The sequence below is a fragment of the Chryseobacterium sp. JV558 genome, from assembly GCF_033712365.1.
Classification (GTDB): Bacteria; Bacteroidota; Bacteroidia; order Flavobacteriales; family Weeksellaceae; genus Chryseobacterium.
In genome coordinates, this window is sequence record NZ_WJHU01000004.1 from 290741 (window position 1) to 304888 (window position 14148).

At 35.9% G+C, this 14148-nt stretch carries 14 protein-coding genes; 10 read left to right on the plus strand and 4 right to left on the minus strand.

Features of this window, described 5'->3' with window-relative positions; genetic code table 11:
• Window positions 1–126: 126 nt before the first annotated feature.
• From pheA to GFU89_RS15790, 4 genes are all read left to right on the plus strand, one after another.
• Entirely contained in the window at window positions 127–975 is an 849-nt protein-coding gene (gene pheA, locus GFU89_RS15775) for a prephenate dehydratase (RefSeq protein WP_318848044.1), read from the plus strand.
• A gap of 362 nt (window positions 976–1337) precedes the next feature.
• Window positions 1338–2048, plus strand: a complete 711-nt coding sequence (locus tag GFU89_RS15780; RefSeq protein ID WP_318848045.1) for a hypothetical protein — start codon at window positions 1338–1340, stop codon at window positions 2046–2048.
• Between the two features lie 110 nt (window positions 2049–2158).
• Window positions 2159–4390, plus strand: coding sequence for a DUF2339 domain-containing protein (locus tag GFU89_RS15785; RefSeq protein WP_318848046.1), 2232 nt, complete (start codon window positions 2159–2161; stop codon window positions 4388–4390).
• Window positions 4391–4505: 115 nt separating this feature from the next.
• The gene (locus GFU89_RS15790; protein WP_318848047.1) at window positions 4506–4943 is read left to right on the plus strand and encodes a hypothetical protein; all 438 of its coding nucleotides are present in this window, start codon (window positions 4506–4508) and stop codon (window positions 4941–4943) included.
• 48 nt (window positions 4944–4991) lie between these two features.
• On the opposite strand, the gene GFU89_RS15795 is transcribed toward GFU89_RS15790, so the two are convergent.
• Window positions 4992–6269: a replication-associated recombination protein A gene (locus tag GFU89_RS15795; RefSeq protein ID WP_318848048.1), complete on the minus strand. Its 1278-nt coding sequence runs from the start codon at window positions 6267–6269 to the stop codon at window positions 4992–4994.
• Between the two features lie 102 nt (window positions 6270–6371).
• Between GFU89_RS15795 and yidD the strand changes: the two genes are divergently transcribed.
• Both yidD and lgt read left to right on the plus strand, forming a co-directional pair.
• Window positions 6372–6623 carry a membrane protein insertion efficiency factor YidD gene (gene yidD / locus GFU89_RS15800; RefSeq protein WP_047423501.1) on the plus strand — a complete coding sequence of 84 codons (252 nt, stop codon included), beginning with the start codon at window positions 6372–6374 and terminating at the stop codon, window positions 6621–6623.
• Window positions 6624–7066: 443 nt separating this feature from the next.
• Window positions 7067–7948, plus strand: a complete 882-nt coding sequence (gene lgt, locus GFU89_RS15805) for a prolipoprotein diacylglyceryl transferase (protein WP_318848311.1) — start codon at window positions 7067–7069, stop codon at window positions 7946–7948.
• Window positions 7949–8047: 99 nt separating this feature from the next.
• Here lgt and GFU89_RS15810 read toward each other — a convergent pair whose 3' ends face one another.
• Window positions 8048–9565 (minus strand): NAD(P)H-hydrate dehydratase, encoded by a 1518-nt coding sequence (locus GFU89_RS15810; RefSeq protein ID WP_318848049.1) that lies wholly within the window; start codon window positions 9563–9565, stop codon window positions 8048–8050.
• Between the two features lie 245 nt (window positions 9566–9810).
• Here GFU89_RS15810 and mscL point away from each other — a divergent pair, with 245 nt between their 5' ends.
• Window positions 9811–10188 carry a large conductance mechanosensitive channel protein MscL gene (gene mscL, locus GFU89_RS15815; protein WP_318848050.1) on the plus strand — a complete coding sequence of 126 codons (378 nt, stop codon included), beginning with the start codon at window positions 9811–9813 and terminating at the stop codon, window positions 10186–10188.
• Window positions 10189–10258: 70 nt separating this feature from the next.
• On the opposite strand, the gene GFU89_RS15820 is transcribed toward mscL, so the two are convergent.
• Both GFU89_RS15820 and GFU89_RS15825 read right to left on the minus strand, forming a co-directional pair.
• On the minus strand, window positions 10259–11218 hold the full coding sequence (locus tag GFU89_RS15820) for a D-2-hydroxyacid dehydrogenase (protein ID WP_318848051.1): 960 nt from the start codon (window positions 11216–11218) through the stop codon (window positions 10259–10261).
• Window positions 11219–11305: 87 nt separating this feature from the next.
• The gene (locus GFU89_RS15825; protein ID WP_318848052.1) at window positions 11306–11716 is read right to left on the minus strand and encodes a phosphoheptose isomerase; all 411 of its coding nucleotides are present in this window, start codon (window positions 11714–11716) and stop codon (window positions 11306–11308) included.
• Between the two features lie 319 nt (window positions 11717–12035).
• On the opposite strand from GFU89_RS15825, the gene idi reads away from it, so the two are divergent.
• Genes idi through gcvT form a run of 3 tightly spaced genes read left to right on the plus strand, consistent with a single transcriptional unit; the run spans window position 12036 to window position 14105 of the window.
• The gene (idi, locus tag GFU89_RS15830) at window positions 12036–12545 is read left to right on the plus strand and encodes an isopentenyl-diphosphate Delta-isomerase (RefSeq protein WP_318848053.1); all 510 of its coding nucleotides are present in this window, start codon (window positions 12036–12038) and stop codon (window positions 12543–12545) included.
• On the plus strand, window positions 12546–13019 hold the full coding sequence (locus tag GFU89_RS15835; RefSeq protein WP_318848054.1) for a hypothetical protein: 474 nt from the start codon (window positions 12546–12548) through the stop codon (window positions 13017–13019).
• A 9-nt stretch (window positions 13020–13028) separates the two neighbouring features.
• Complete coding sequence (gene gcvT, locus GFU89_RS15840) at window positions 13029–14105, plus strand: glycine cleavage system aminomethyltransferase GcvT (RefSeq protein WP_318848055.1); 1077 nt, start codon at window positions 13029–13031, stop codon at window positions 14103–14105.
• The last annotated feature ends 43 nt before the right edge of the window (window positions 14106–14148 follow it).

Below are 14148 nucleotides of genomic sequence, written 5' to 3' on the forward strand. Positions count from 1 at the left end.
CAGCATCCTGCATCACATAACTCGCATCACGTAACCCGCAACTTTATACCCCGAAAATTGAACTCTATTTATGAATTAATTCGCACCTTTGTACCTTTATTTTAATCATCCCTTATATATTATATTATGAAGATTGCATTTTTGGGACCTCATGCCAGTTTTACCCAGCTTGCCGCAGCGCAGCTTTTCCCTGACGAAGACTTATTACCACAAGCCAGTATTCTGGATTGTTTTAATGCTGTTGAAAACAGAGAAGCAGTAAAGGCAGTTGTACCTTTGGAGAACTCTATTGAGGGAACAGTTTCTATGACGCTGGACTATTTATATAAGACCCCGTCTATTAAGATTGAAGCAGAAGCAGTGATGCCTATTGCGCACCACCTGATGATTCATCCGGAAAATTCTGTTGAGAATATTGAAAGAATATATTCCCACCCTCAAGCTCTGGCACAGAGCTTCCATTTTCTGGATACTCATTATAAGGACATTCCAAAACAGGATTTTTCTTCTACAGCCGCGGCTGCAAAATTTGTTTCAGAGAATAAGGATACTGCTATTGCTGCTGTTGCCAATCAGTATGCCGCCAATTTGTATGGACTGAAGATCATCAATCGTAACATTCAGGATTTCGAACAAAACCATACCCGCTTTATTATTATCTCTAAACAACAATGCATCTACCAAAATAACAATCTGGAAACTTTAGGAGAAAAAGCAGGAATGCTGATCACGCTTCCGGAAGATCATCCCGGTGGGTTACACCAAGTTTTATCTGTTTTTGCATGGCGAAAGATGAACCTCAGCAAAATTGAATCCAGAACTTTAAAGACCGGACTAGGCAATTATTTCTTCTTTATCAATGTGGAAGGCCCCTGGGAAGAAGTCTTACATGGAAACGCCCTGAAAGAGCTTGAATCTATCAATGCTGATGTAGATTTTCTTGGAAACTATAAAGAATTCCTCTTAGAAAGCTAAAATAAGTTAATAAATACATTAAAAACACTGCCATTTGAGCAGTGTTTTTGCTTTTAAACCTACTAAAAACAGGAAAAAAAACAATTTTTATAAAAAAATATCCGGTGCCCGATAACATACCTTTATCAAATAAATAACCCACACAATAGAGATAAATAATTTTCTCTAAACACCTTATAAACAATCAATTAATTAGAAGTAAAATATAATAACTCGTAATTAAATTATGAGGTAATTTTACCCAAAATATAAACATATGTTTAAATATATTACATCATATTAATATTAAAATTATAAATTTCACAATGAAGGGTGTAATTTTTATTGTATATTTGCTAAGCAACTAATTAAAAATCTTGATCATGAAAACCAAACTTTACAGCTTAATGTTAGCATGCGCAACTCTACCTTTATTTTCGCAAGTTGGTATCAATACAGCTACTCCATCTGCAACTCTAGATGTTAATGGAACACTTAAAGTTAGAGATACACCCGCAGCTACAGCATTACCTGGCTATCAGGTTTTAGCAATTAACCAGGGGAGCACTCAGGTTTACACTGTAGATCCTGCACTATTAATTGCCGCATCAGGAACCAACACTTCTGTATATGCAGCAAAAAAAACTACAGGAATCAACCTACTGAGCGTGGGAATTTTCCCTGCAGCATTCCAGCCAGTTAACTTTGTGGCAGCTGATCGAAACATAGGTAGCGCCGCTTTATTTACAGACACTGACGGTTCTTACACCATCCCATCTACAGGAGTATATGCTGTTGGATTTGCATTCAGATATGGATCAGGACTACAGGCATCATTATTGTCAGGAGGTCCGGGAATTGGAATCGCAAGAACCAGAGCAGCAGTGTCAACGATAATAGACACTCGTCCTTTCAGTGGTATTAACCTTGCGCTAGCAATCAACCTAACGCTTTCTGATTCCAGCATCAACTCTTTATATTCATTCCAGGCAGGAGATAAAGTCTCTTTTGGACTTGTAGATTCTGGTGTTATTAATGCAGGTCTTCTAGGATCCAGTATTGCATCATTCTACATTTACAAAGTATCCAACTAGTAAAACATATTGTTAGTTATCTATACCATTTAACCCATCACTTATACTGTGATGGGTTAATTTTTTAAATCGCTTTTCAAACATTTCTTATATTTGATAAAACTAATGAAATGAATGAACTTGTTGCTGCCATTATCCTTATAGTAATCTTCATCATTTTCAACAATCTGAATACTAAAATCAGAAGACTTGAAAAGGAAATCACTGACCTTAATTATAAAATCAATAAGGCCCCGGTTCAATCTGAAGTAATTCATAAGAAAGCTTCAGTAGAAGAAACTATTATTCCACAGCAAGTACAACCTCATCAAATTTATCCTGAAGAAATAAAAAACAGGGAAGAAAATAAAGAAATCCCAATACCCGTTCAAAAAGACTGGTTAACTCCCGTTTTTGATTTTTTAAAACAAAATGCACTCACCATCATTGGTATTTTTACCCTCGTTCTCGGAATCGGTTACTTTGTAAAATATGCTATTGATAAAAACTGGATCGGAGAAACTGCACGAGCTGGCATTGGCTTTTGTACCGGAGCAGGAATTATCGTTATAGGACATTTTCTCAGAAAAAACTATACCGTATTTGCTTCTATTATAACCGGAGGCGGAATTGCTGTGTTATATTTCACTGCTACCATTGCTTTCCGGGAATATCATCTTTTTACACAGAATACAGCTTTTGTTATTACCGCCCTTATAACAGCGGCATCTATTATCTTATCCTATTATTATAAAAGTGAAGTCTTAATTATTTTCTCATTAATAGGAGGTTTCAGTGCTCCTTTGATGATCAGTACCGGACAAAGTAACTACCCTTTTCTTTTTATTTACCTTACTCTTTTGAATATTGGAATGCTGGTAGTCTCTTTTCTTCAACGCTGGAAAAGTGTGGGATGGACTGCCTATATTTTCACGACCGCTTATCTTTTTTCTTGGACGAATGAAAGCCCGGAGCTTTTAAGCATTACTTTTTACATGATCAGCTATGCAATTTTCTATCTTTTTGCCCTGTATGATTACATCAAAAAAAATATACTTTCAACTTCTGATATTTTAATACTTGCTTTCGCTAATTTTTCAAGTGTTCTGGGGCTGCTCTACATTTTTGATACTTTAGCATATGAACCTCCCATTATTTTTCCGCTTGTCTTTGCGGCAATCAATTCTATCCTGCTCTTCAGAGAATATGGACGAAAAAACTTCGGAGTTGCTTATTCTGTATTTGCAGGGCTCGTTACCAGCCTTATCACTATCGCCATAGCTATTCAGTTTAAAACCCATCTTATCACCAGTATCTGGGCAATAGAAACCACCCTGCTGCTTTTCATCTGGAAAAAAACAGGTCATAAAATTTTCAAGATATTCTTTTACATCCTTTTTCCATTGGTCATGATCGCTCAGATTGTAACCTGGACAGAATATTTTGGGACAACAAATTTCAATATCATCTTCAATCCTCCGTTTATTACCAGTTCGTTTACCATCATTTCTATCATCATCAATTTATATTTATTAAGGAATACAGGAAAAGAATCAGATGAGAAAGTCAATACCCTTTTTGAAGATCTCGTTACTATGGTCAGCTATGGAGTTATTTATATCAGTTTTCTTCTTGAAATCACCTACCATGTTTCAGAAATGCCTTGGTCAGCAATTGTCAGCATAGGATTGCTATTCAGTATTTATTATGTTTTCATATTATTACTTTTCAGGAAACCTTTGAATATCAGAAGTGATATCCAAACCGTTCTGATGTATCTTTTTTTCTTTCTGATCACTCTTAATGCATCAGTTTCTACACTGCCAATTGTCACAGCAATTTTAACAAAAAAACTACATCTAAGCTTTTATTTACTGCACCTGCTTCAGTGGATTCCTTTCCTATATGTATGCTTCAGAATCATTCCATTCTCAGAATTTCATAAAGCCAGGATTTCCTATTGGATCTTATCTTTGGCACTTATTATCTGCATAAGCTGTGAAATGCACCATTCTTATGTTTTAATGGTTTCTAACAATCTTACGCATTCTTATGAAGCCAGCGCACACTTCAACATGCTTTACCTACCCATTATATGGACTATTCTTGCCAGCATCTCTATTTATATGGGCTTAAAAAAAGATATTCAGGAATACAACAAGGTCGGTTTTGCATTGATAGGGCTCATGGTTTTAAAACTTTACGGTTATGATGTATGGCAAATGGATAATATTTCAAGAATAAGCGCCTTTATTGCTCTCGGAATTATCTTATTATTAAGTTCTTTCGCTTTTCAACGACTGAAAAATATCATCAGAAATATGGTAGATAAAAAAGATAAAAGCCAGGAAACTACAGATTAATAATCAAGATAAAAGTTTTTATTCTAAATAAAATGTAAAACAATCTAAGATTTCATTCACATTTTATAAAAAATAACTATATTTATCACGTTTTTAACAGTTACATATTCTGATTATGAAAAAAATACTCTATTCTTTTTTAATACTATCTTCAACTACTTTATTTGCACAGCAAAAAAATCCTGCCGTGAAGTTTGCAGTTGCTGACAATGCTATCGGAACAGTAGAATTGTTCAATGCGAGAAAGAACGTATTACAAGTCTCCAAGGTATACAATACTGCGGCAAGCCTTCCTCAAAGTTTAAAAAAATACAGTTCTGTTTTTACAAAAGGGGTGACTGAATACAAGTTCAAGAACGGAGAAAATATATTAGATAGAATGGCTTTATCTAATATGAATGCTCAATATAATATTCCGGCAGACAACCCTGTATTTATTGAAGGCTATGAATTTACAGACACCAGCACAATGATCTATCCTGAGATCAAGAAAAAAGCAGAAACAAAAGATTACAACGGTAAGAAAACTTTATTTATTTATACTACCGAATAATTTAATATTCATAAAAAGGATGCCGTTTTTCAGCATCCTTTTTTCTTTTTAATATTTATTGTTCCATTTTTTCTTAAGCTCCTCATAAATCTTCTTTTCCGTGGAGTTTTTACCGGGCTCATACAATTTCACATTCCTGATTTCCTCTGGGAGAAAGTCCTGTTCTACAAAATTGCCTTCATAAGAATGAGCATACTTATATTCTTTGCCATAATCCAGATCTTTCATCAGTTTTGTAGGAGCATTTCTCAAATGAAGAGGTACGGGCAGATTCCCGGTTTGTTTCACCAAAGCCAAAGCCTCATTAATGGCCATATAAGCAGAATTACTTTTGGGAGAAACTGCAAGATATATGGCTGTTTCACTAAGAATAATCCTTGCTTCAGGATTCCCGATCACATTGACCGCCTGAAAACAATTATTAGCAATCACCAGTGCATTAGGATTAGCCAGCCCTACATCCTCAGCAGCCAGAATAAGCATCCTACGGGCAATAAACTTTATATCTTCCCCTCCGGCAATCATCCTTGCCAGCCAATAAACCGCTCCATTGGGATCACCACCACGCATTGACTTGATAAAGGCTGAAATAATATCATAATGCTGTTCACCGTTTTTATCATACAGCGCCATCGTCTCCTGAAGAACTTCAAGAACATCAGTGTTAATGATTTCTGTTGTGTCAGAATTTTTATATTGATTCAAAACCAATTCTACAGAATTGATTAACTTCCTGGCATCACCACCCGAGTATTGAATGAAAGCTTCTTTCTCAAGGATTTTAAAATCAGTTTCTTCATCTTTATTAAATCTTTCAGAGGCAATATCAATCAACTCTTCAAGTTTTTCATAACTCAAAGCTTTTAAAATATAAACCTGGCTTCTTGAAAGCAACGCTGAAACCACTTCAAAACTTGGATTTTCCGTAGTTGCTCCTATCAGAACAATCCAGCCTTTCTCTACTGCATGCAGCAATGAATCCTGCTGAGACTTATTGAAACGGTGAATCTCATCAATAAATAAAATGGGTGAATTTCCTGAAAACAGATTCTGTTTTTTGGCATCATCAATGACATCACGAACATCTTTTACTCCTGAAGAAACGGCAGAAAGTTTATAGAACTTCCTTCCTGACTGCTCTGAGATAATTTCAGCCAGTGTTGTCTTCCCGGTTCCCGGAGGCCCCCAAAGAATCAGCGAGTTCAGGGTATTGTTTTCAATCATTTTTCTGATCGTTCCTTTATCGCCGGTAAGGTGTTCCTGCCCCAATACATCGTTCAGGGTTTTGGGTCTTAATTTTTCAGCTAATGGAATATTTTGATTCAAAGTAATTCTATTTTTTAAGATCAATGTTCCGGATTTTCGATCTCCGAAACTTATAACAAAATTAAACTAATTTTCATTTTTTTACCCTATTTTTGCATTGTTTTGAAACTTACATTCAATAAAATCATTACATTTCCGCTGGTAATTTTGATAAAATTTTACCAATGGTTCATCTCGCCCTTACTTCCCAAAAACTGCCGCTACGAACCTACCTGTTCTCATTATATGATTGAGTCTCTTCGGGTTCATGGGATCTTTAAAGGATTCTGGCTGGGATTTAAAAGAATTCTGAGATGCCATCCGTGGGGAGGCAGCGGTTATGATCCCGTTCCACCCAAACATAAATGTCAATAATCAAACTATTAAATCAATAGAAAATGAATACTATTTTTTTCAGAATTTATCTTGTGCTGTTTGCGTTCACAACGCAGTTTCTTTTTGCACAGGAATACCCTGGAGGTTTATCTGACGGAACTTTAGATATCAACGGAAGCAATGTTCCTGTAAAAATCTATTCTACCACAGAAATTGGTGACCTGAGTGCTTTTCCGGACAGAGCCATTAATAATAATGTTGTGGTTATCCTCAACGGATCCAGCCTTGAACCTTCTTATTATAATTATGCGGCTTCAGCATTAGTAAGGTTCAAGGATTCCAACTATCAGTTTTTTGATAAAAACTTTAAGCTGATCAATACCGCTGCTACCCAGGAAAATGTTGCAACATTTAAATATGCGGTAAAAACTGCAAAACCTATTGCAGCTTCTGATACAGTAGAACTTGAAACTCCATTCAAAATATGGGATCCTTCAAAAGGTATTCATATCGGATCTTTTACCCTTCACTTTTATAGTTTGATGTTTGTATTTGCATTTGGTTTCGGATATGTTTTAATGACCAGAATCTTTAAGATTGACAATATTAACCAAAGATACCTTGAACCTCTTTTCACATGGACATTAATTGGAACCATCCTTGGGGCAAGATTAGGACATGTTATTTTCTATCAGCCGGAATTGTTTAAAGAGGATTTCTGGAGTGTATTTTTACCCATAAGTACAAAAAATGGTTTTAAATTCACTGGATTTTCAGGACTGGCAAGTCATGGGGCTACCATCGCTTTGATCTTCACGACGTTGTATTATTCATTTAAAATCATCAGAAAAAATCCGTTTTGGGTATATGACAGATTAGGTATTGTAGTAGCGCTAGGAGGTGCATTTGTAAGAATGGGGAACTTTTTCAATTCTGAAATCGTTGGTAAACCAGCTGATCCCAATTCTCCGTTTGCCTTACTCTTCCCACAGCAAAGCAGTGAATATGGTCTTACTGTACCTCGTTATCCAAGCCAGCTATTTGAAGCTGTAGGGTATGTTCTTCTTTTCATTTTATTATGGATACTTTACAGAAAAACAGATAAAAAATATCAGCAGGGATGGTTATTCGGACTGTTCTTTATTATTCTTTGGGCCATCAGATTCTCTGTTGAGTTCCTTAAAGAACCGCAAGGTGATGAATTCATCCAGATCGGAGGTCTGAATACAGGTCAGGTTCTTTCTATTCCGTTTATGATTGCAGGAGTTGTTATCATGATCGTTTCTAAGAAATTTAAGATTACTCCGGAAGAAAACGAGAAACCTGAATATATAGAAAAAGGTAAGGACACTACTGGAGTTTAAAGAACTACAGTTTTAAGATAAAAAAGGCAAATTTGTACTCCTACAGATTTGCCTTTTCTTTTTAAGCATAATTTTAAAAGCCATCAGTTCATTTGTCTATTACAAACTTCTCGCAACTTTCCTGTTAAGCTCCTCAAAAACACTTCCAAATTCACCAATAACATCTGTAGGAAGCATAGATTCTTTTGAATGCCTTTCCGAAGCAAGATCAGCCGATTTTCCGTGAAGCCACACTCCCAAAATACAGGTTTCTTCTTCAGAATATCCCTGTGCTAAAAGTGAGGTCAGAATTCCGGTAAGGATGTCTCCACTGCCTCCTTTCGCAAGACCTGCATTCCCGGTTATATTGTAAAACACATTTCCTTTCGGAGTAATAATTTGGGTATGATGATCTTTCAATACGATATAAATACCATACATTTTTGCCTTTTCTCTGGCTACCTCCAGCCTTTTAAAAGAATTTTCTGTGCTTCCGAAAAGCCTTTCAAACTCTTTTGGATGAGGCGTAATGATAGATTTTTTTGGGATTAATTTTAAATTCCCCGGGGTTTTAGAAATAATATTTAATGCATCCGCATCCAGAATCAGCGGGCTGGTATAGTTTTTCAGAAAGCTCAGAAGACTTTTCTCAGTATCCGGATGAGTCCCCAGTCCGGGTCCTATGCCAAAAGTAAAGTCTTTCTCTGCCTCAAAGTTTGTTATAAACTGCTTTCCTCCTTCTATAAACATAGCTTCCGGGCATGAGGTCTGCAGTATTTCATATCCACATTCCGGTGCCAGAGTAAAAGTAAGGCCAGCTCCGGTTTTTAAGGCCGATTGTGTAGCCAGAACGGCAGCTCCTATTTTTCCATAACTTCCTCCTATAATAACCGCTTTTCCATAGCTGCCTTTGTGAGAGAATTCCTGCCTTGGTATGAATATCGATTCTATCAGCAGATCATCAATCACAGTATAGCCTGTTTCAGTCTGATCTGTATAGTCTTTGCTTAAATCAATATTCAGCACTTCCACTTTTCCGGTATACTTTCCGGTTTCAGGGTGAAGAAAAGACCGTTTCCAGCATTGAAAAGTAAGTGTATAATCCGCTTTCAGGACGGAAGGATTATTGTCAAATATATAATCGATAGATAATCCTGCAGGAATATCTATCGATATTTTAATATTCTTTTGGGTATTCAACTGCTCAACAAGCATTTTGTACTCACCTTCCAAGGGTCTGGATAATCCCGTTCCAAAAAGAGCATCTATAATGATTGTTTTATCATCAAAATGATAATGTTCATTCACGTCAATTTTTTTGACTGAAATACCTGAAAGGTCCCGAAGTCTTTTGAGGTTGACTGAACCATTCTCTGATAACTTTTTTCTGGAATCACCTACAAATACATCTACGTCAAAACCTTTAAGGTACAGTATTCTTGCCATAGCCAAACCATCTCCTCCATTGTTTCCGTTACCACAAAATACGGCCAGCTTTTTATGATTTTTACAATGTTCCGAAATCCAATGGGCTGCAGCCATCGAAGCTCTTTCCATCAATTGAATGGATGAAACCGGTTCATGGGAAATCGTAAACTGATCCCAACTGCGTATCTGTTCTGCTGTGAAAATCTTCATAGGTAAATGAAACTTTTAAGCAAATTACAAAAGATTTTTCATTATGATATCACCTCAATAATAAAAATAAAGAGACCTCATGAATGAGATAAGGTATCTGTATAAAGCTAAAATATTCATTAAAACAAATTCTATAAAATCATCATAAAACTCAATGTTTTGGGAATAAAAAACTATAAAAAGTAGTGTTTTTTACATTTTTTAATTATATTTTTGTCTATATACTAATTAAAAAAATATAAATTATGGGATTTGTAAAAGAATTTAAAGAGTTCGCCTTTAAGGGGAATGTTCTCGATCTTGCTGTCGGTGTGATCATTGGTTCAGCATTTGGTAAAATTGTTTCGTCTTTGGTAGAAGATGTAATCACTCCTCTGATTCTGAATCCGGCATTGAAAGCAGCCGGTGCAGAAAATATTGCAAAACTTACATGGAATGGTGTAGCTTATGGAAATTTCCTTTCAGCCCTAATCAGCTTCCTTTGTATTGCTATGGTTCTTTTCTGGATCATCAAATTAGCCAATAAAGTCAACAAAAAAGAGGCTCCGGCTCCTGCAGGACCTACAGAAGATCAAAAACTACTAACAGAGATCAGAGATTTGTTGAAAAGCAAAAATATATAATCAGTAACCTGATAACAGTATAAAAAATAAAAGCACCTCCATGGAGGTGCTTTTGCTATATCTTTCCGGATTATTGAATCTGTAAAATACTTGAAATCTGCTCCGCCAGGGAAAGTCCTATTCTATCCTGCGCCTCAAGAGTAGAAGCTCCTGTGTGAGGGGTAAGAGAGATTTTAGAGTGATTAAGAATTTTCTTAGATGGAGTCGGCTCATTAATGAAAACATCTAATCCCGCAAATCTTACTTTACCGGAATCCAATGCCTGAATTAATGCTGCTTCATCAATAACTCCTCCTCTGGAACAGTTAACAACAGCCACACCGTCTTTCATCATTTCAAACTCTTTCGCACCAATCATATAGCCCTCTTTCTGAGCCGGAACATGCAGTGTAATAAAGTCTGAATGTTTTAAGACCTCCTGCAGCGGCTCAGTTTCTATGTCAACATTAATAAACTGGTTGTTATAAAACTTTACTTTGATACTGGCCTTTCCTACATTATTATCAGCAGCAACCACTCTCATCCCAAGCCCTAAAGCAATTCTTGCTACTTCCTGCCCTATTCTTCCCATTCCTACAATACCAATCGTCTTTCCTCTCAACTCGATACCGGCAGCATATGCTTTTTTAAGACCTGAAAATTCAGTATCTCCTACCAAAGGCATTTTTCTGTTGGAATCCTGAAGAAATCTCGCTCCAGAAAACAAATGAGCAAACACAAGTTCAGCCACCGATTCTGACGAAGCTGAAGGAGTATTGATCACATGGATCCCTTTTTCTCTTGCATAGTCTACATCAATATTATCCATACCTACCCCGCCTCTGCCAATAATGTCGATAGATGGGCATCCGTCAATAATATCTTTTCTTACCTGCGTAGCACTTCTTACCAATAAAGTACGAATTTTGTGCTCGTTAATATAATCTACCAAAAACTCCTGTGGAACTTTTGTAGTGATTACTTCAAAGCCTTTTTCTGTCAATGCATCTATTCCAGATTGATCCAGGCCGTCGTTTGCTAAAACTTTCATAAAATATCAAGTATATTAAAAAATGAAAGATTTAAAAATTAAAGGAACCGGGTTCACAATTAATTTTTAAATCTTTGAATTATATTTTTATTCGCCGTCTTCTTTGAATACTTCAATGGTCACTTGCTTTTCTACCAAATCCGTAAATCTCCCTTTGTATCTTGTAGCTCTTACCAGGTGATTGTCTATCCAGTGATAGTTTCCTCCTCTTGGTTTTCCGCAAAGTACACTGTGGTATTTGAAACCATGCTTATCCAGCCAGTCTATGGTGATTTGTTTCAGATTTTCGGTTCTTGAAGTAAAAAAGCAGATCTGATGCCCTTCATCATACCATCTGTTGACAGTTTCCAATGCATCAGGATAGGGTTCACAGGTAACCATTCTTTCCGGTTCTTCGTTTGGAACATCATCGGTAATGGTTCCGTCGATATCTATTAAGTAATTTTTTATGTCATCCTTTAGAATAGGACTAATGTGTTCAATGTATTCTAATTCCATTACTAAATATTAAGTAACAAAGTTAGGGTTTTTACAATTATAAGGCACGTTAATCTTAGTTTAAGTTAAAAATTTACTACAAAAACTATTATTTAAAGAATAATATCAATATTTTATCAACCATTTTATTGCAAATAGTTAAAATTTTTCGTTTTGAGAATTCTTTTTATGAGTAATATTTAAGAACAGTCGAAAAAAGGCAAAAGTGAATTTGTAGATTTGTCTATAAGCATTCTCTACTTTCTCAGGATTATTACAAAAAGTATGATGTTTATCTAAAAATTTCCAAAATACATTTATTACTCTTACATTTGTAGGAATGGAAGAATTTGTCGTTTTAGTAAATCCTGAAGATGAAGTTTTAGGGCTGATGGAAAAACAGCAGGCTCACATCAATGGCCTGTTACACCGTGCTTTTTCTGTATTTCTGTTCAACAGTAAAGGAGAAATGCTTCTTCAGAAAAGGGCTTCAGGAAAATACCATTCTCCCAATCAATGGACCAACGCTGTATGCTCACACCCCAGAGATGGGGAAACTTATAAGGAAGGAGCAATACGCAGACTTAAGGAAGAACTCGGAATTGAGGCAGAACTTTCAGAAAAATTCAATTTTATTTATAAAGCAGATGTAGGCAGCGGCCTTTGGGAGCACGAGCTGGATTATGTATTTGTGGGAAACCATGAAAGTCATTTCAATCTGAATAAAGAAGAAGTGGAAGAGGTAAGATTTATTTCCCTGGAAAATCTGGATAAAGAAATCACTGAACATCCTGAAAACTTTACAGAATGGTTCAAAATCATCCTCGAAGAATATAAACACCATTTTTAAATGATGAAGAAAATATTGTTTTTTTCTGCAATGTTAACGGGAAGTCTGTTTTTTGCCCAAAAAGCAAAAGTATTTGAAAGTCCCAACTACTCTATTAATGTTCCTGACGGCTGGAAATCTACAAATGACAGTGAGATCATCAATATTTTTCCTACCAGCCAGATAGGAGCCATTACCATTTCGGAATATCACGATTTGGCACTTCCGAAAGAAGAAGTGAAAAAATTCATCCTGGCACTGTATCAGTCACAGGATCAAGAGAATAAAATAAAAGACAAAAAGAGCCAGAAAGGATATACAGAATATCTATATGAACACTTTGATGAAAAAGAGAAGCTGTTCTGGATAACCAAAGTCTTTCAAAAAGACAAAAACTTATATTTAGTTTCCATCAATTGTGGCCAGAAATTCTGGAACGGAAACTACATGACCCAATTCAATGAGACTTTTAACAGTTTTAAAATAAAGAAATAAAAATTAAATATGAAGAAAACAGCCTTGTACGACAAACATGTTTCTTTGGGAGCTAAGATCGTACCTTTCGCAGGTTTTGAAATGCCTGTTCAATATTCAGGGGTTACAGAAGAGCACTTTGCAGTAAGAGAAAAAGCAGGATTATTTGATGTTTCCCACATGGGACAGTTTTTCATCGAAGGGCCGGGTTCAAAAGATCTTTTACAGTTTGTAACGACCAATAATGTAGATGCTTTGGAAAATGGAAAAGCTCAGTATTCTTGTCTTCCGAACGAAAACGGAGGAATTGTAGACGACCTTATCGTTTACAAAATAGAAGATGACAAATATTTCGTGGTTGTAAATGCTTCTAACATCGACAAAGACTGGAATCATATTTCAAAATACAATACTTTCGGGGCTAAAATGACGAATGCTTCTGATGAGATGTCATTATTGGCAGTTCAGGGGCCTAGAGCTACTGAAATCCTTCAAAAGCTTACAGAAGTAAATCTTTCAGAAATTCCTTACTACCATTTTACAGTAGGAAGCGTTGCTGGAGAAAACAATGTGATTATTTCAAACACAGGATACACAGGAAGCGGTGGTTTTGAGATTTATTTCAATAACGGAAGTGCTGAAAAACTTTGGGATGCCGTAATGGATGCCGGTAAAGAAGAAGGAATTATCCCTTGTGGATTAGCTTCCAGAGACACTTTAAGACTGGAAAAGGGATTCTGTCTTTACGGGAATGATATTGATGATACTACTTCTCCTATTGAAGCTGGTTTAGGATGGATCACTAAGTTTGATAAAGATTTCGTTTCTAAAGATACTTTCGCTCAACAGAAAGAAGAAGGAGTTACAAGAAAATTAGTTGCTTTCGAACTTACAGACAAAGGAGTTCCAAGACATGATTATCCTGTAGTAGATGCTGAAGGAAATGTAATTGGAAAAGTAACTTCCGGAACACAGTCTCCAATGAAGAAAGTAGGTTTAGGTCTTGCTTATGTAGACAAGCCTCATTTCAAATTAGGATCTGAAATTTTCATTCAGGTAAGAAATAAGAACATTCCGGCAAAAGTAGTGAAAGCTCCTTTTGTATAATTGGAAAAAATAGTAAAAAGAGAAGAGGCTGTGAACATATCAC

Coding starts and splice junctions, on each gene's coding strand:
- pheA (WP_318848044.1), top strand. CDS start 127: ATGAAGATTGCATTTTTGGGACCTCATGCCAGTTTTACCCAGCTTGCC.
- GFU89_RS15780 (WP_318848045.1), top strand. CDS start 1,338: ATGAAAACCAAACTTTACAGCTTAATGTTAGCATGCGCAACTCTACCT.
- GFU89_RS15785 (WP_318848046.1), top strand. CDS start 2,159: ATGAATGAACTTGTTGCTGCCATTATCCTTATAGTAATCTTCATCATT.
- GFU89_RS15790 (WP_318848047.1), top strand. CDS start 4,506: ATGAAAAAAATACTCTATTCTTTTTTAATACTATCTTCAACTACTTTA.
- GFU89_RS15810 (WP_318848049.1), bottom strand. CDS start 9,565: ATGAAGATTTTCACAGCAGAACAGATACGCAGTTGGGATCAGTTTACG.
- mscL (WP_318848050.1), top strand. CDS start 9,811: ATGGGATTTGTAAAAGAATTTAAAGAGTTCGCCTTTAAGGGGAATGTT.
- GFU89_RS15820 (WP_318848051.1), bottom strand. CDS start 11,218: ATGAAAGTTTTAGCAAACGACGGCCTGGATCAATCTGGAATAGATGCA.
- GFU89_RS15825 (WP_318848052.1), bottom strand. CDS start 11,716: ATGGAATTAGAATACATTGAACACATTAGTCCTATTCTAAAGGATGAC.
- idi (WP_318848053.1), top strand. CDS start 12,036: ATGGAAGAATTTGTCGTTTTAGTAAATCCTGAAGATGAAGTTTTAGGG.
- GFU89_RS15835 (WP_318848054.1), top strand. CDS start 12,546: ATGATGAAGAAAATATTGTTTTTTTCTGCAATGTTAACGGGAAGTCTG.
- gcvT (WP_318848055.1), top strand. CDS start 13,029: ATGAAGAAAACAGCCTTGTACGACAAACATGTTTCTTTGGGAGCTAAG.